This window comes from Janibacter sp. CFPM2_SD2 (assembly GCF_057364645.1).
In genome coordinates this window covers 17,451-33,010 of the sequence record NZ_JBNFOF010000007.1, presented here as the reverse complement: position 1 = coordinate 33,010, position 15,560 = coordinate 17,451, and the positions used below count along the sequence as shown (strand labels likewise).

Annotated in this window: 18 protein-coding genes and 1 pseudogene; 6 read left to right on the top strand and 13 right to left on the bottom strand. The window is 72.8% G+C overall.

Annotated features, from left to right (window positions below; genetic code table 11):
* The 3 genes from AC2W7J_RS01510 to recC all read right to left on the bottom strand — a co-directional run.
* Positions 1-596: UvrD-helicase domain-containing protein (locus tag AC2W7J_RS01510; RefSeq protein WP_485981133.1), on the bottom strand; the 596-nt coding region annotated here is incomplete at its 3' end.
* Positions 593-1,150: a UvrD-helicase domain-containing protein gene (locus AC2W7J_RS01505; RefSeq protein WP_485981131.1), complete on the bottom strand. Its 558-nt coding sequence runs from the start codon at positions 1,148-1,150 to the stop codon at positions 593-595. The genes AC2W7J_RS01510 and AC2W7J_RS01505, both read right to left, overlap by 4 nt.
* Positions 1,147-4,551 carry an exodeoxyribonuclease V subunit gamma gene (gene recC, locus AC2W7J_RS01500; RefSeq protein ID WP_485981140.1) on the bottom strand — a complete coding sequence of 1,135 codons (3,405 nt, stop codon included), beginning with the start codon at positions 4,549-4,551 and terminating at the stop codon, positions 1,147-1,149. The genes AC2W7J_RS01505 and recC overlap by 4 nt, the downstream gene beginning before the upstream one ends.
* Before the next feature lie 93 nt (positions 4,552-4,644).
* Between recC and AC2W7J_RS01495 the strand changes: the two genes are divergently transcribed.
* Together AC2W7J_RS01495 and AC2W7J_RS01490 are read left to right on the top strand one after the other, a co-directional pair.
* Positions 4,645-5,196 carry a GNAT family N-acetyltransferase gene (locus tag AC2W7J_RS01495; protein WP_485981138.1) on the top strand — a complete coding sequence of 184 codons (552 nt, stop codon included), beginning with the start codon at positions 4,645-4,647 and terminating at the stop codon, positions 5,194-5,196.
* 51 nt (positions 5,197-5,247) lie between these two features.
* Positions 5,248-5,952, top strand: a complete 705-nt coding sequence (locus AC2W7J_RS01490) for a transporter substrate-binding domain-containing protein (protein WP_485981136.1) — start codon at positions 5,248-5,250, stop codon at positions 5,950-5,952.
* Here AC2W7J_RS01490 and AC2W7J_RS01485 read toward each other — a convergent pair.
* The 5 genes and pseudogenes from AC2W7J_RS01485 to AC2W7J_RS01465 form a co-directional block, all read right to left on the bottom strand.
* Positions 5,949-6,122: a hypothetical protein gene (locus tag AC2W7J_RS01485; RefSeq protein ID WP_485981142.1), complete on the bottom strand. Its 174-nt coding sequence runs from the start codon at positions 6,120-6,122 to the stop codon at positions 5,949-5,951. The genes AC2W7J_RS01490 and AC2W7J_RS01485 overlap by 4 nt on opposite strands.
* A 70-nt stretch (positions 6,123-6,192) precedes the next feature.
* Positions 6,193-6,840 (bottom strand): annotated as a pseudogene (locus AC2W7J_RS01480) (threonine ammonia-lyase); the annotation flags it as partial.
* A gap of 154 nt (positions 6,841-6,994) precedes the next feature.
* Positions 6,995-7,216, bottom strand: a complete 222-nt coding sequence (locus AC2W7J_RS01475; protein WP_485981129.1) for a hypothetical protein — start codon at positions 7,214-7,216, stop codon at positions 6,995-6,997.
* A 67-nt stretch (positions 7,217-7,283) separates the two neighbouring features.
* On the bottom strand, positions 7,284-7,913 hold the full coding sequence (locus AC2W7J_RS01470; protein WP_485981128.1) for a DUF305 domain-containing protein: 630 nt from the start codon (positions 7,911-7,913) through the stop codon (positions 7,284-7,286).
* Positions 7,910-8,545, bottom strand: coding sequence for a thioredoxin-like domain-containing protein (locus AC2W7J_RS01465; RefSeq protein WP_485981126.1), 636 nt, complete (start codon positions 8,543-8,545; stop codon positions 7,910-7,912). Before AC2W7J_RS01465 ends, AC2W7J_RS01470 begins: the two co-directional genes overlap by 4 nt.
* Before the next feature lie 93 nt (positions 8,546-8,638).
* Between AC2W7J_RS01465 and AC2W7J_RS01460 the strand changes: the two genes are divergently transcribed.
* The 3 genes from AC2W7J_RS01460 to AC2W7J_RS01450 are packed head-to-tail and all read left to right on the top strand — an operon-like array spanning position 8,639 to position 10,583.
* Positions 8,639-9,568, top strand: a complete 930-nt coding sequence (locus tag AC2W7J_RS01460; RefSeq protein ID WP_485981124.1) for a lysophospholipase — start codon at positions 8,639-8,641, stop codon at positions 9,566-9,568.
* Entirely contained in the window at positions 9,565-9,891 is a 327-nt protein-coding gene (locus AC2W7J_RS01455) for a hypothetical protein (protein ID WP_485981122.1), read from the top strand. Before AC2W7J_RS01460 ends, AC2W7J_RS01455 begins: the two co-directional genes overlap by 4 nt.
* Complete coding sequence (locus AC2W7J_RS01450; protein WP_485981120.1) at positions 9,888-10,583, top strand: DUF998 domain-containing protein; 696 nt, start codon at positions 9,888-9,890, stop codon at positions 10,581-10,583. The genes AC2W7J_RS01455 and AC2W7J_RS01450 overlap by 4 nt, the downstream gene beginning before the upstream one ends.
* On the opposite strand, the gene AC2W7J_RS01445 is transcribed toward AC2W7J_RS01450, so the two are convergent.
* Positions 10,476-11,417, bottom strand: a complete 942-nt coding sequence (locus AC2W7J_RS01445) for a LysR family transcriptional regulator (RefSeq protein WP_485981118.1) — start codon at positions 11,415-11,417, stop codon at positions 10,476-10,478. The two genes, AC2W7J_RS01450 and AC2W7J_RS01445, sit on opposite strands and share 108 nt — an antisense overlap.
* Before the next feature lie 175 nt (positions 11,418-11,592).
* On the opposite strand from AC2W7J_RS01445, the gene AC2W7J_RS01440 reads away from it, so the two are divergent.
* Positions 11,593-12,894: a Glu/Leu/Phe/Val dehydrogenase dimerization domain-containing protein gene (locus AC2W7J_RS01440; protein WP_485981116.1), complete on the top strand. Its 1,302-nt coding sequence runs from the start codon at positions 11,593-11,595 to the stop codon at positions 12,892-12,894.
* A gap of 66 nt (positions 12,895-12,960) precedes the next feature.
* Here AC2W7J_RS01440 and AC2W7J_RS01435 read toward each other — a convergent pair whose 3' ends face one another.
* The 4 genes from AC2W7J_RS01435 to AC2W7J_RS01420 all read right to left on the bottom strand — a co-directional run bounded on the left by AC2W7J_RS01435 (position 12,961) and on the right by AC2W7J_RS01420 (position 15,556).
* Complete coding sequence (locus tag AC2W7J_RS01435; protein WP_485981114.1) at positions 12,961-13,638, bottom strand: GntR family transcriptional regulator; 678 nt, start codon at positions 13,636-13,638, stop codon at positions 12,961-12,963.
* Positions 13,625-14,389, bottom strand: coding sequence for a maleate cis-trans isomerase family protein (locus AC2W7J_RS01430; RefSeq protein WP_427801669.1), 765 nt, complete (start codon positions 14,387-14,389; stop codon positions 13,625-13,627). Before AC2W7J_RS01430 ends, AC2W7J_RS01435 begins: the two co-directional genes overlap by 14 nt.
* Positions 14,386-15,132: a maleate cis-trans isomerase family protein gene (locus AC2W7J_RS01425; RefSeq protein ID WP_485981112.1), complete on the bottom strand. Its 747-nt coding sequence runs from the start codon at positions 15,130-15,132 to the stop codon at positions 14,386-14,388. The genes AC2W7J_RS01430 and AC2W7J_RS01425 overlap by 4 nt, the downstream gene beginning before the upstream one ends.
* Positions 15,133-15,355: 223 nt before the next feature.
* Complete coding sequence (locus tag AC2W7J_RS01420) at positions 15,356-15,556, bottom strand: hypothetical protein (RefSeq protein WP_485981110.1); 201 nt, start codon at positions 15,554-15,556, stop codon at positions 15,356-15,358.
* Positions 15,557-15,560: the final 4 nt, after the last annotated feature.

Sequence of the window (15,560 nt, the reverse complement as noted above, 5' to 3'; positions counted from 1 at the left end):
CTCGGCACCGCGCGCAGCCGCACGGGGGCGAGCTGTCCGTCGGGGGCGGTGCCGTCGGCGACTCCGAGGCGCGAGCCGTCACGGGCGGCGCTCACCTGGTGCACGACGATCTCCTCGTCGCCGAGCTGCGCCCCGCCGAGCAGGACCCCGAGGCTGCGCACGAGAGGACCGTCGGAGCGGTGGTTGACCCCGAGGGTGTGCCGGGTCGTCGCCGACTCGGCGGCGGTGAGATAGGTGTCGACGTCGCCGCCGCGGAACCCGTAGATCGCCTGCTTGGGGTCACCGATGAGCACGAGCGTGCTGTGCCCGCTGAAGGCGCGGTCGAGGATCTGCCACTGCACCGGGTCGGTGTCCTGGAACTCGTCGACGAGCACGACCCGCCAGCGCTGCCGCATCCGCTCGCGGGCCGGGGAGTCCTCGTCCTCGAGGGCGATCGCGAGGTGGGAGAGCAGGTCGTCGTAGCCGAGCACGCCGAGGCGCCGCTTGCGGCGGTCGAGCTCCTCGCGCACGAGCTGGGCGAAGCCCAGGCTGCGGGCGTCGGCTGAGCGCCCCTCGAGGGAGGCCGGCTCGAGCGCGGCATGCGGATTTTCGGTCACGGCGCGGGCGATCTCGCCGGCGCGCTTGCGGGAGAAGGCGGCTGGCCCTCCCTTCGCGAAGCCGCGGACGTAGAGGTCATCGACGACTTCGTCCCGCAGGTCCGACAGGTCCTCGACGAGGCGGGCATGCTGGTCGTGTCGCCGGCGACCCCGAGCCCGCGCAGCACGAGCTGGCAGAACTGGTGCGTCGTCGCGATCGTCGCCGCGTCGAAGTGGGTCAGCGCGTCGCGCAGCCGTCGAGCCCGCTCGGCGACCTCGTCGGCGGTGCCCTGGCGCAGCAGCGTGACGACCTCGTCGTCGGTCGGCAGGGCGGGGTCGGCGACGAGCCGGTGGACGTGCCGCAGGTGCTCCCGGACGCGCTCGCGCAGCTCGCGGGAGGCGGCCCGGCTGAAGGTGATGACGAGCATGTCCTCGAGCCGCACCACTCCCTCGGCGACGTGCCGGGCGACGAGCGCGCCGATCGTCCACGTCTTGCCCGTGCCGGCGCTCGCCTCGAGCAGGACCGTGCCCGTCGGCAGCTCGCCGGCGATGTCGAAGGGGGTGAGTGCGCTCATGCCGTGCTCCCCACGTTGTCGAGCGCCGGTGCCCACACCCGCGGGGCGAGGCTGGCCAGGTCGGTGCCCGGGCCGGCGAGGGTCTGCAGCAGCACGTCGAAGGGGGCCTCGCGCCCGTGGACGAGGCGCCACCAGGAGTCGTCCCGCTCGCCCGGGATGACGTCGCCGTTCTTGAGCAGCGACGCCTCCCACTCCTTGGCCGCCTGCTGCTGGGCGAGCCGGGTGCGTGTGGGGTTCCGGCTCACCGCCTGGGCCCACGCGTGCGCGGTCTTGACCGGCAGGGGCAGCGGCGCGGTCTGGCCCAGGGCGAAGACGTCGAGCAGGGTCGTCAGGTGCGAGCGGGCTGCATCGCGGGGCAGCACGCCATAGCTCGTGCGCGCGACCTTGCCCCGCGAGCCCTTGCCGAGGGTCGAGGCCTGCCAGCCCTCGTCGTCGGCGCCGGCAGCGGTGAGCGCCAGCAGGCGGATCCACGCGGCCATGACCTGCTTGGCCCCGAGCCGGGAGTAGGTGACGTCGACGAGGTGCAGACCGCGGACGCCGTCGACGGTGCCGGTGAGGCGACGGTCGCCGGGCAGGGTGACCTCGATGTCGACCGAGCGCGGGTCCTCGGGTGGCCCGAGTGCGAGCTGGCCCATGAGCTGCTCGACGGCGCGGCCGATCTCCTCGAGCGTCGCCTCGCCGAGCCCGGCGGGTGGCAGCGTGCCGCGCAGCAGCTCCGCCTGGTAGATCGAGAGCGGGTCCTGGCCGGCGATGCGGGCGCGCAGGGCGCGGTCGCCGACGGCCCACTTCTCGAGCCCGTCGAGCTCGACCGGCAGCCGGTCGCTCACCTCGTCGGCCTCGCGGCTCACGCCGACCTGCAGCCGGTCACGCAGGAACCCGCGCGCAGGGTTGTCGTAGAAGGCGATGAGATCGGCCAGGCCGACATCGGTGATGACCCCGGTCGGCAGCGGAGCTGTGACGAGTCGCCCGGGCGGGTGCGCTCGCCGACCGCGGCGCGGGCGGCGGAGCAGGCCGGAGCGGTCGAAGCTGAAGGGTCGCTCGCCCCCGGGCCCGCCGACGGTGAGGTTGCGCGCGTCGAAGGGCTGCAGCGGGTGGTGCGTGACCTCGATCGGGCAGCTCGTCGTCTCACGGGCGGCGTCGAGGAGCTCGCCGAGCGGCACGGCGGGCGGGCAGGGCTCGCCGCTGTGCTCGTCGGCTCCGGTGTAGGCGATGACGAGTCGCTCCCGGGCGGCGAGGACGGCGTCGAGGAGCAGCTGGCGGTCCTCGCTGCGGGCATCGCGCTCGCCCGTCATCGGGCGGCGCGCGAGCACGTCGTCGCCGTCGATCGCCTGCTGGCGGGGGAAGGAGTCGTCGTCCATGCCCAGCAGGCACACGACGCGGTGCGGCACCGAGCGCATCGGCGTCATCGTGCACACGGTGAGGCCGCCGGTCCGGAAGCTCGCCCGGCTCGGGCGCCCCGCCAGCTGGTCGGCGAGCAGCACCCGCACGTCGGCGAGGCGCAGCGGCACGTCGTCGCTGGCGTGCCGGGCGGCGGAGCCGAGGGTGCGCTGGAGGTCGCCGACCTGCCAGCGCTCGCGCGGGGGCACGTCGGTCAGCGAGAGGACGGTCTCGGTGAGGGCGCCCATCCACTCGGTGGCCGGGCCGGCGTGCTCGAGCCGGTCGAGTCCCTCACCGATCCGGGCGAGCAGCTCGCTCACCCGGCCGACGAGGTCGACCGACCCGCTGCCGACGTCGTCGAGGGGCATGACGCCGCCGACCTGCAGCGGGCCGTCGGCGGAGACGGTGACGCCGACGAGGAGCCGGTCGAGGCCAAAACGCCAGGTCCCCTGTGGCTCCACGTCGAGGGCGAAGGGGGCCCGCCTCGCCTGGTCGTAGCCCCACCGGATGCCGGAGTCGCTGACCCAGCGGGTCATCGTCGCGAGGTCGTCGTCGTCGAGGCCGAAGCGGCGCCGGACCGGTCCGCTCGCTGCGAGGTCGAGCACCTCGCTCGCGGTGAGCCGCCCGCCGGCGAGCCCGACGACGCGGTCGGCGACGTCGAGCAGGGGGTTGGTCGCCCGCAGCGAACGGTCGGCCAGGCGCACCCGCAGCCGGTGGGCGGGGTGGGTGTCGACGCCGTCGGCGTCGGTGCCGTGCTCGCCGAGGCCGAAGGCCGCGCCGATGAGCGGCGCATAGGTCTCGACGTCGGGGCACATGACGAGCACGTCGCGCGGCTCGAGGGTCGGGTCGTCGTCGAGCAGGCCGACGAGCACCTCGCGCAGCACCTCGACCTGCCGCGCCGGCCCGTGGCAGGCGTGCACCTGGACCGATCGGTCGTCGGGGAGCACCGACCGCTTCGATCGTTCGGCCTCATCGGGCACGTGGTCGTCGCGCAGGTCAGCCTGCAGCCACTCGAGCACCGACCGCGCCTCCCCACTCGCCCTCTCCGTTGGTCTGGGTCCCACGCTCCGCGTGGGCGGTGTGAGGCCGTCCGCGGCCGAGCCTCGAGACCCCGGCCCTTCGCCCCCCGTCCCCAGCACCCGCACCAGCTCGCGCGAGTCCCGGCCGAGCGAGGCGAGCAACGGGTGCCGGACGAGGTCGCTCGTGGCGTCGTCCTCGCGGGCCACGACACCTTCGGCGGCGAAGGGAGCCAGTCGCTCCCACAGGTCGGGCGAGGGCTGGGGCAGCCACAGGTGCACGTCACGGCTGCTGGCGAGGGCGTGCAGCAGCTCGACCTCGGTGACCGCGAGCCGGGTGTGCCCGAAGAGCGAGAGCCGCTCCGGCAGCTCGAGCCCCGTGCCGTCGCCACGCAGCCGCTCCACCGTCTCGGCGTGCCGCACGTCCGGCGGCGGCGCGTCGACGACGCCGACGAGGCGTCGCCACAGTTCGGCCTGCCAGATCAGGTCGTGGTCGAGCGGTGCGCCGGTGCCGTCGGTGTCGCGCCCCTCGTGCCAGTCGGTGAGCATCGCGGGCCGGCTCTGCCCGTAGCGGTGGAGCAGTCGGGCCAGGCGCAGCGCGACCGAGTACCGGCGGCCGGCGCGGGTGCCGTCGGGGTCGTCGGTGCCGTGCCCGAGGTGCCGGCTGAGCGTCGCACACCACGGCTGCCCGAGCCCGGCGTCGATGACCTCGAGCAGCGGCCAGACGAGGTGCTGCGGCAGCCACGGGTCGTCGTCGTCTCGCCCGGTGAGCATCGTGACGAGAGAGCGCGGCCGCAGGAAGGTGACGCCGGCGCACACCCCGTCCTGACCCCCTTCGCCCCGGCCGAGACGGTGGGACAGCCGCTGGGCCAACCACCGCTCGATGCCCTGCTCGGGCACGACGACGACCTCCTGGGCGAAGGGGTCGGGCAGCGGGCTCGCCAGCAGCCCGCCGAGCTCGTCGGCGAGGGTGTCGGTGCGCTGCGCGCGGTGGAGATGGAGGGCCACGGTCAGACCGTATCCGGGCGGGACGACAGCGTGACGTCCCCGGTCCACAGGGCACGTCCGAGCGGTGTCGGTCGAGCGTGGTGGACTCGACTCATGACCGACCTGCGTCACCTGACGACCGAGCGACTGCGGCTCGACGCCCCGAGCCGAGACGACCTGGCGGAGCTCTTCGCGATCTACTCCGACCCGCGGGTGTGGACGCACTTCCCGTCTCTGCGCCACACGACGGTCGAGCAGACCGAGCGGATGCTCGACGCCTGGGCCGTCGCCTGGCGAGACGTCGGGCTCGGACCCTGGATCGTGCGTGGTCACGACGACGCCGCCGTCATCGGTCACGTCGGGTGCTCGCCGCGCGCGGCCTGGTGGAACCTTGGCTACCGCTTCGCCGCCGAGACCCACGGCCAGGGCCTCGCCACCGAGGCCGCCCGTCCCGCGCTCGAGGCGGCGCCCACCGTGCGGGACGTGCCCGTCGTCGCCTACCTCCTCGAGCACAACCACGCCTCCCGGCGGGTCGTCGACAAGCTCGGCCTGACGCTCCAGCACCGCGGCCCCGACGCCGGCAACCCCGACCCGGCCGCCGTCCGTCTCGTCTACGCCGACCGCGAGCTCGCAGCGGACCAGCTGGCCGGCGTCATGGGGGAGTAGGGCCCGCGAGCACGGCGGCGAGCGTCGGCGATGCCCCGATATACATGGACCATGCCCACCACCTCGGACACGCTCCGCGCCGACCTCTGCCCGACCGGCCCCCTTCGCGCCGTCATCAACCTCGGCAACCCCGTCCTCGTGCAGGGGACGCCGCAGGAGCCCACCGGCGTGACGCTCGACATCACCCGGGAGGTCGCGGCCCGTCTCGGGGTCGACGTCGAGCTGCTGCCCGTCACCGCGGCCCGTGACGCCTACGCGGCCCTGGTCGACGGGCGAGCGGACCTCGGCTTCCTCGCGATCGAGCCGGCGCGGGAGGAGGGCGTGCGTTTCACGACCCCCTACGTCGAGATCGAGGGCGTCTTCGCCACCAGAGACGCCTCGCTCACCATCGTCGACGTCGACCGGCCGGGGACGACCATCGCCACCCGCCGCGGGTCCGCCTACGACCTCTACCTGACCCGCACCATCGAGCACGCGACGATCGTGCGTGGTGACGAGGTCGAGCAGGCCTACGAAGGGGGAGCCGATGTCCTCTCCGGTGTGCGCCAGCCGATCACGACCTATGCGCAGGAGCACGGGCTGACGGTGCTCGAGCCCGCCTTCCAGGCGATCCGACAGGCTGTGGCCGTCCCGCGGGAGCGGCCCGAGCGGCTCGTGGCCGGCATCGACGAGATCGTCGCCGAGATCATGGCGAGCGGCTTCGTCGCGGCGAGTCTCGAACGGGCCGGGCAGGTCGCGACCGTGCCCTCCGACTAGGGGCGGTGGGCGAGCACCTCGGACATGACCGAGGCGTCGACATTGCCGCCGCTCGCCACGACGACGACGGTCTGCCCGGCGAAGCGCTCCCGCTGCGCGATGAGCGCGGCCAGCGCGGCCGACCCGCCGGGCTCGACGACGAGCTTGAGCGTGCGGGCCGCCTCGCGCATCGCGACCCCGCGCCTGGTCGTCGGTGACCTCGAGGCCGGTCACCTCGAGCCGGGAGAGCGCGGCGAGCGTGTGCTCGCCGACCGTCGGCGAGCCGATCGCGTCGAGGAAGACCGGCACGGCCGGCACCTTTTCCACCCGCCCGGAGGCGAGCGAGCGCGCCATCTTGGGGTAGCCATCCCGCTCCACGACGAAGGGAGCCGCCCCCGGGTACGTCTCCCGAACCGCCGTGATGACGCCGGACGAGAGCCCGCCACCGCTGCACGGGACGATGATCGCGTCAGGCGAGTGACCCCCTTCGCGCAGCTGGTCGACGATCTCGAGACCCACGGTCCCCTGACCGGACATCACGCGCGGGTCGTCGTAGGGGTGGACGAGGGTCAGCCCGCGCTGCTCGACGAGCTCACGGCCGACGACCTCCCGGTCCTGCGTGGCGGGGTCGTAGAAGACGACCTCGGCGCCCCACCAGCGGCAGCCGTCGACCTTGATCCGCGGCGCGTCCTGCGGCATGACGATCGTCGCCGTCGAGCCCGTCATGCGTGCCGACGCAGCGACGGCCTGGCCGTGGTTGCCGGTGGAAAAGGCGAGGACACCGGCGGCTCGCTCCTCGTCGCTCAGCGACAGCAGCGTGTTGAGCGCACCGCGGATCTTGAAGGACCCGGTGAGCTGGAGGGCTTCGGCCTTGACGAGCACCGTTGCGCCGCAGAGCTCGTCGAGCATCGGGGAGGAGAGCAGGGGGGTGCGCCGCACCCGGCCCTCGAGTCGCTCGGCGGCTGCCCTGATCGTCTCGATCCCGAAGTCCATGGGGTCACACTCCCTTCGAGACGCTTGCTGCGCAAGCTCCTCAGGGAGCGGGGAGGGGCTCGGCGTCGGCTCAGCCGGAGATGCCCACGGGCATCGCGAACCACACTGCGACGGCGGCGACGAAGGCAAAGGTCGCCACGGCCTGGACAGACCAGCGTTCCACCGAACTGGCGGGAGTCCACAGGGCCAGGAACGCGATGCTCAGCAGGGCTGCTCCAGCTGCTGCGTATGGCACGAAGGGCCACGCCACGAAGGCGAAGACGCAGGTGGCGTACGTGAGGACGCGGTGCACCGCGGATCGCTGATCCAGTGTCGTCGTCGATGTCATGGTCTACCCCCGGATTCGTGCGCCCGGGAGATCATCCCGGTAGTGGCTTGGCGCCGCGCTCCTTGAGCATATTGGTCATCGTCTCGACCTCGGTGGTCTGGCTGTTGATGATCGACTGGGCGAGGGTCTCGACGGCGTCATTCTGAGAGTTGTCACGCGCGGCCTCGGCCATCGGCACACCCGCCTTGTGGTGGCGGATCATCATCTGGAGGTAGTAGATGTCGGCCGCCTTGCCGCGCATCCCCTTCAGCTTGGTCATCTCGGCCTGGGTCGCCATGCCGGGCATCAGGCCGTCATCGCCGAGGGTCATCGTTGCGCCGTGCTCGTGGCCCAGGCCACGCATCCAGTCCATCTGCTTGCCGGGTCCGGTGGGCGAGAGCCCCCAGACCTGCAGCCAACCGGCCATCTGCCCCGACTGCGACTCCTGGGTGCGCGCGATGTCGTAGGCGAGGGAGCGCACCAACGAGTCGTCGGTGCGGTCGTAGATGATCCAGGACATCTCGACGGCCTGGTCGTGGTGCGTCTGCATGTCGCGGGCGAAGCCGGCGGCGACGCTGTCGTCACCAGGGAGGTCGTCCCCGCCGACGCGGCTGAGCGCCAGGCCGGCGACGAGACCGATCGCGAGCGCGACGACCGCGGCGAGGACGACCCGGGGGGTCACTTGACCAGGCTCGTCTCGGGGGTCACACCACCGGTGCAGGCCGCCCCGGGCTCGGGGGTCTGCTTGCCCTGCCGGTACTCCTTGATGAAGCCCTTGATCCGCGGGTCGTCAGCCGAGTCGACGCTCAGCTGGTGGCTCCAGGCCGACAGGACGATCTTGCCGGGCATCTTGCCCTCGTAGGGCGAGAGGATCGTGTAGGTGTCGGGCAGCGCGTCGTCCAGCTTCTTGACGTCGGCCTCAGGCAGGTCGGGGTCGTAGCCGATCCACACGGCGCCGTGCTCGAGGGAGTGGACGGCGTGCTCGTCGGGCACCGGCGTGTCGTAGGTGCCGCAGTTGAGCCACACGCCGTTGTGCTCGCCGCCCACGGGCGGCGACTCCTTGTAGTCGATCTTGCCCTCGACGTGGTTGCCGCCCGTGTAGTCGAAGGTCTTGACCCCCGACAGGTCTCCCGCGGCCCGGCGGTCGTCGCGCTCGCTGACGATGGCATAGCCCACGGTGCCAGCGATGAGTGCGATCACCACGGCTGCGGCACCTGCCAGGAGGAGGGAGCGGCGACGCTCGGCGGACTGGGCCTTCTTGCGTGCCTCGGCGAGCTTGACCTCGCGGGCGGACATCGACTTCTTGCTGCTCATGGGTCCCTCGGGGTAGGCGGGGGGCGGAATTGCCGGGATTATTGCACCGTCAACTGAAGGTCTACTGAGGGTGCTCGCCACTAGTCTGACTGCATGCGTTCAGAGACGACGACCATCACCTCCCCGCAGGACGGGTTGCCACTCTTCGTGCGCACCTGGCAGCCCGACGGCGAGGCCAAGGGCGTCGTCCAGATGGCCCACGGGATGGCCGAGCACTCCGGGCGCTACGAGCGCTTCGCGCAGGCTCTCACCGACGCCGGCTACGCGGTGTGGATCCACGACCACCGCGGCCACGGCGAGACCTCGAGCCTGCCGGAGGATCGGGGCTACTTCACCGACGACCACGGCTGGGACACGGCCGTCGACGACATGCACACCGTCGCGCAGGCCGCCCGTGAGGCCCACCCCGGCCTGCCCCTCTTCTTCTTCGGTCACTCGATGGGCTCGCTGCTCGGCCGTGACTACGTCACCCGCTACGGCCACGACCTCGCCGGCGCCGTCTTCAGCGGCACCGGCGGCGACCAGGGGCTGCTCGGCCGCGTCGGCGAGCTCGTCGCCAGGGCCGAGTCCCGGGTCCGCGGCCGCCGGGCGACCTCCCGCCTGATGAACTCCCTGACCTTCGGGTCCTTCAACAAGGCCTTCACGCCCGCGCGGACCGACTTCGACTGGCTCTCCCGCGACCCCGACGAGGTCCAGCGCTACATCGACGACGAACGCTGCGGCGAGGTCTTCACCGCCGGCTTCTTCGCCGACCTGCTGGGCGGGGTCAACTCCCTGCCGGCGCTCGCCGGCCGCACCCCCGTCGACCTGCCGGTCTTCTTCCTCTCCGGCTCCCAGGACCCCGTCGGTGGTGAGGCCGTGCGCAAGGTCGCTGGGTGGTACCGCGATGCCGGCGTCCGCGACGTGACCCTCGAGATCTATCCCGAGGGCCGGCACGAGCTGCTCAACGACACCGTCCGTGACGAGGTCACCGAGCGCATCATCGGCTGGCTCGACGAGCACCTGACGACGAAGGGGGCGTGACTCCCGTGACCGAGGGCAAGCGCGACGCACGCCAGGCCATCGAGGACCTCGAGCTCGACAAGCACCTCGCTCAGGCGGGTGCGGCTGCGGCGAAGCTCGCCCAGGACGCGGTGAGCGCGGCCGGCGGCTTCGTCGACGCGCACCGCGAGCAGGCGCACGAGTGGCTCGGCCGCGCCGAGGGCGAGATCGACCGGGTGACCGGCGGCAAGGCCACCGACCTGCTGGGCAAGGTGCGCTCCGGCCTCGCGGCCGGCGTCGACCTCGTCGCCGACCAGCGGCCCGAGCCCGACGACCCTGCCGACCCCCCTTCGTCCTCCGCGTGATCCGTCGCCGACTCGGGGGCCTGCTGCTCCTGCTGGCCGCGCTGTACTTCGCCGGAGAGGCGTGGGCGCTCGCGGGCTGGCAGGGGCGCCCCTACGACCTGACCGTCGACGCGATCAGCGCGCTGGGGGTGCCCTTCGAGATGCCCGATGGCGCGGTCTCGACCCGGCACGCGGTGATGAACGCGACCTTCATCGGCTCCGGCCTCCGGGCCCTGCTCGCGGGGTGGGTGCTGGCTCCCTTCGTCCCGCGGTGGCGGTGGCTCGTGCTCCCCCTCGTCGCCGTCTACTCCGCGGGGCTCGTCCTCGTCGGCCTCTCGCCCGCCGGCGCGACCGTGCACGGGGCCGGCGCGCTCCTGGCCATCGGCGGTGGGCTCGTCCTCCTCGCGGCCCTCACCGGCGCCCTGTGGCGCCACCGCGCGCTGGCCATCTGGACCGCGGCCTGCACGGCGGTCTGCGCGCTCGGCTGGGTGCTCGCCCTGACCAATGCGGTCGGCTTCGGGACCGCGGAGCGGACGGCCGTCTACGCGGTCGTCGTCTGGCAGGTCGGCGCCGGTCTGGGCCTGCTCCTCGCCCCGCGGTCGGGACTAGACCCCCGGGGCGAAGGGGGGAGCCGGGCGGGGCCAGCCGCCAGCCCCTGCTCGGCGCGCCGTGCGGACGGCCTCGACGAAGAGGTCGATGGACGGGCGCGGTGACGTCGTCGCCCGATGGGCGATCGAGACGGTCCGCAGCACCGGCTCGTCCAGCGGGATGACGTCGACGCCCGGCGGCAGCAGCGTCAGGCCGAGGTCGGAGACGAGGGTGGCCCCGAGGCCCCCGGCGATCATCGCCAGCGCGGTGAACTGCTCCTCGACGGTGTGCGCGATGCGTGGCTCGAAGCCGCGCTCGTGGCACCACACCCGCACCGCCCGGCCGAAGTGCGACCGCGGCCCGGCGAGGATCCACGGGAAGTCCGCGAGGTCGGTGAGCGCCACCGTCTCGCCGGTGATCGCCCCCTCGGGAACGGCCGCGTGCAGGCGCTCGACGGCGACGACCGTGCGCTGGAGCGCCGGGTCGGGGTCGATGGTGTGGCTCGAGTAGTCGATGACGAAGGACAGGTCGAGCAGGCCGTCACGCACGGCGTCGGCCGTCTCCTCGGGGGCGAGCTCGCTCGTGCGCACCTCGATGCCGGGGTGGTCGAGGTGCAGCGCCGACAGGGCGCGCGGCAGCAGACCGGAGGCGACCGACGCCCACACGCCGACGGTCAGGCGCGCGGTGATGCCCGCCTGCGCCGCCTCGATGGCCGCGGTGGCCCGCTCGACGGAGCCGAGAATCTCCTCGGCGTGGTCGGACAGGAGCAGGCCGAGCTCGGTGAGCTGGACCCGGCGGCCGTGTTTCTCGATGAGCTTGACCCCGACCTCGCGCTCGAGCTGGGCGAGCTGCTGCGAGACGCCCGACGGGCTGTAGTGCAGGGCCTGGGCGGCAGCGGTCACCGTGCCGCGCCGGTGGAGCTCGCGCAGCATCTGCAGACGTCGCAGGGACAGCTCCATCCGCCCACAGTAGGCCGCGGGCCGCTCGTGGCGGGGGAGGCGGCGACCGTGCAGCGTCGGTGCACGATCACGTGCACCTTCTGTAACTGGACGTGAAGCAGGTCACGCGCTGACGCTGGCCGTACGGCTCCCCACCGCAGCCGGACTGCTCCCCCCTTCGAGAGGTGGTCACGACGTGACGACGACCCACACGACCAACCCCGCCCACGACTTCGTCGACCGCGAGCCCGCGCACCAGATCACCTGGGTCGACCCGGTCACCGGTGCGCACGGCTACCTCGTCGTCCACACCCTCGTCGGCGGCATCGCCACCGGCGGCACCCGCATGCGGCCCGGCTGCACGATCAGCGAGGTCGGCGACCTGGCGCGTGGCATGGCCACCAAGACGGCGGCCTTCGGTCTGCCCGTCGGCGGGGCGAAGGGGGGCGTGGACTTCGACCCGAAGGACCCGCGGGCCTTCGGTGTCCTCACTCGATTCTTCTCCGAGATGCGCCCGTGGCTCGATGGCCGGTGGGTCACCGCCGAGGACCTCGGCGTGACGCAGCAGCTCATCGACGACGTCTTCGCCGAGGTGGGCCTCTCGCAGTCCTTCCACGCGGCGATCTCGCGCTCGCCGCAGCCCGCGGAGACCCTCGCGCGCGTGCAGGCCGGCCTCGAGGTGCTGACCGACGACGGCTACCCGCTCGGTGACGTCATCGGCGGCTACGGCGTCGCGGAGGCCTGCCTGGGCGCGGCCGAGGGCTTCGGCTGGGCGATCCCGGAGACGACGATCGCGATCCAGGGCGTCGGCACGATGGGTGGCGGCGCGGCCTGGTACCTCCACGAGGCCGGGGCCCGGGTGACGGCACTCGCCGACGCGCGTGGCACGCTCGTCGACCCGGCGGGACTCGACGTGCCCGCCCTGCTCGACCTGCGCGACGAGTACGGCGAGATCGACCGGGCGCGGGTGCCGGCGCACGTGCAGCAGCTGCCGCGCGAGGCCATCGTCGGCATCGCGGCCGACATCTTCGTCCCGGCCGCCGTCTCCTACGCGATCCGTGAGGACAACGTCGACGCGGTCGCGGCCCGGTCGTCGTCGAGGCGGCCAACGCCGCGAGACGTGGGGCGCCGAGGACGCGCTCGTCGCCCCGCGGGGTCGTCGTCGTGCCCGACTTCATCGCCAACGCCGGCGCCGCCGCGTGGGCGTGGTGGCTGCTGCAGGGCCAGGTCGGCTGCGACCCGCAGGACTCCTTCGACCGGCTCTCGGCGGAGATGCGCGCCAAGGTCGCCGTCCTCGCCGAGCGGTGGATCTGCGACCGGATCCCCATGCGGCAGAGCGGCTTTGCGCTCGCGTCGAGCAACCTGCACGCGCTGGAGGGCGCGCAGATCGTCATCCCCTGACGGCTGCCGCGACTCTGCATTGCCCAACGGCAATGCAGAGTCCGCCATCCCCCAACTCTGCAAGACCCTAGGGTTTTGCAGAGTTCGCCATCCTTAACCCTGCAAACTAGGGTTTTGCAGAGTTGGGAGGAGGCGAAGGGGGGCGGGCCGGCGGTCGCATTCCCTAAGGTCGTGCGGCCTCGCGCTTGTCGACGAGGCGGCTGACGGCATCGTCGAGGTGTGCCTGGAGGGCGGCCTTGGCCTTCGCCGGGCTGGCTTCGAGGATCGCCGTGCGCAGCTCCTCGTGCTCGTGCACCTGGGTCTCGAGGTCGCCGTAGGTCGTGCGCAGCTCGCCGAGGCACATGCGGGTCTCGACGAGCAGGGTGCGCATCGCCCGGATGAGGCGCGGGCTGCCCGAGGCCTCGACGAGCACCTCGTGGAAGTGCTGGTCCGCGTCGGAGACGGCGGGCCCGTCCCCCTTCGCCGCGGCCCGACGCATCCGGCGCACGACGTCGTCGAGCTCGTCGGCGGTCTCCTCGCGGCGGACCTCGTCGAGGACGACCTCGAGGGCACCGCGCTCGATGACCGAGCGGGTGCGGTAGACGTCGAGCACGTCGACGAGCGTCAGCTCGGTGACGAAGACCCCTCGGTTGGTGATCGCGTGGAGCAGCCCCTCGGAGACCAGACGCTGCATCGCCTCGCGCAGCGGGCCGCGCGAGACCTCGAAGCGCCGTGCCAGGTCGGCCTCGCCGAGCTGCTCGCCAGGCTCGAGACGCCCGGCCATGATCGCGTCGCGCAGCTCGTCGGCGATGTACTCGACCGTCGAGCGGCGCGGGTTGGGGCTGAGCTCACTGACGGGCATGGTCCTGCCTTCGTGGGGGGAGGCGTCGGGCGAAGAGGGCGCCGAGGTCCGGCGTCGTCGGCGTCGACCCCGCGAGCCGCAGCGCCTGCCAGATCGTCACCTGGTTGGCCGTGAGGACGGGCTTGCCGAGGCGGGCCTCGAGCTCGGGCACCACCGCGAGGGTACGCATCGCGGTGTCGGGGACGAGGAGCGTCTGCGCCTCGGGATGGTCGCGGGCGACGGCCAGCTCGACGACCTGCTCGGGGGTGAGGTGGCCGACCTCGGCGGCGGTGTCGATGCCGGCGCTGCCCATCGAGACGACGTCGACGCCGGCGGCCGCGAGGTAGTCGACGAAGAGGCGGGCCACGTCGTCGGGATAGCTCGCCGCCACGGCGACCCGGGTCAGGCCGAGGTGGGCGAGGGCCTCGACGAAGGCGGCGCTCGTGCTCGACGCGGGCACCCCTGCGGCAGAGGCGAGCTGGTTGATCTGGTCGCGCGCTCCCTCCGGCCCGTAGACGAAGCTGCCCGACGTGCACGCCCACAGGACCGACTGCGGGCGGTGCTCAGCGAGCCGCGCAGCGCCCTCGGCCAGGCGGTCCGGGCGCCCGAGGTCGAGCAGCTCGGGGACGGCGTGCAGGTCCGTGCCGTAGACGTGGACGACGGGCAGGCGCGCGCCGAGCAGGTCTGCGGCCCAGGGGTACTCGTCCTCGGCCGCGTGGTCGGGGTAGATGATGCCGGCCGTCGTCGGTGTGGTCGTGGCTGGTGTGCTCATGAGCCGAAGACCTCCCTCAGCCACCTGCCGGGCCCCATCATCGGCAGGCCCATCCGCGCCAGGCAGGCCCACACCGTCAGCTGGTTGGCGGTGAGCACCGGCTTGCCGAGCTCGCGCTCGAGTGGGTCGATGATGTCGTAGGTCGGCAGGTTGGTGCACGAGACGAAGATCGCCTCGGCCGCCGGGTCGTCGGCAGCCTCGACGAGCGCCGCGACGGTGCGGTAGTTGACCCGCCAGATGCCGCCGGCAAGCCCGAGGTGCTGCTGGGTGACGACGTCGACGTCGAGCTCGCCGAGGAAGTCGACGAGCCGGTCGGTCAGCGGCTGGTCGTAGGGCGTGATGACCGAGATGCGTTGCAGCCCAAGGGTGGTCACCGCCTCCGCGAGAGCTCCGGAGGAGGTCAGCGCCTCGGGGGCGCCGGCCTCGCGGATCGCGTCGACGAGCGCGGTCTCGCCGTCACGACCGTGGATGAAGCTGCCCGAGCTGCACAGGTAGGCGACGACCTCGGGCTCGACCCCGAGCACGTCACGGGTGGCGTCCTGCAGGGCGCTCACCGACGAGACCCGCTGCGCCATCTCCAGGCTCACGGGCACCGGCTCGAAGGGGGTCCGCGCCAGGTGGAAGCTGACCTCCAGAGGCGCCCACCGCCACAGCTCTCGCTCGAGGGCGAGGTCGAAGGGGGCGATGACCCCGATGCCGCGCTGGGCCAGCGGCCCGTCGAGCTCCACGCCTGTCAGGACCACGCGAGCACCTCCCTTCGCACCGGGATTGCCAGATTGTTGACAATCTAGGAACCCGCTCATACGTTGTCAACATGTCTCGCCAGCCCGTTGTCGTCGTCCTCCACGACGGCGAGATGCCCAGTGAGAGCTCGATGGCCCCGGTCGTGGAGCGGGCGCGCGAGGTGCGCTACGCCACCGCCGCCGAGCTGCCCGAGGCGATCGCCGGTGCCGACGTCCTCTTCGCCTACGACTTCTTCTCCAGCGCGATCCCCGATGCCTGGCCCGCCGCCGACGCCCTCGAATGGATCCACGTCGCCTCGACCGGTGTCGACGCGATCCTCTCGCCCGAGGTGCGCGCGAGCGACGTCGTGCTCACCAACTCGCGCGGCGTCTTCGACGACGCGATCGCCGAGTACGTGCTCGGGCAGGTGCTGAGCTTTGCCAAGGAC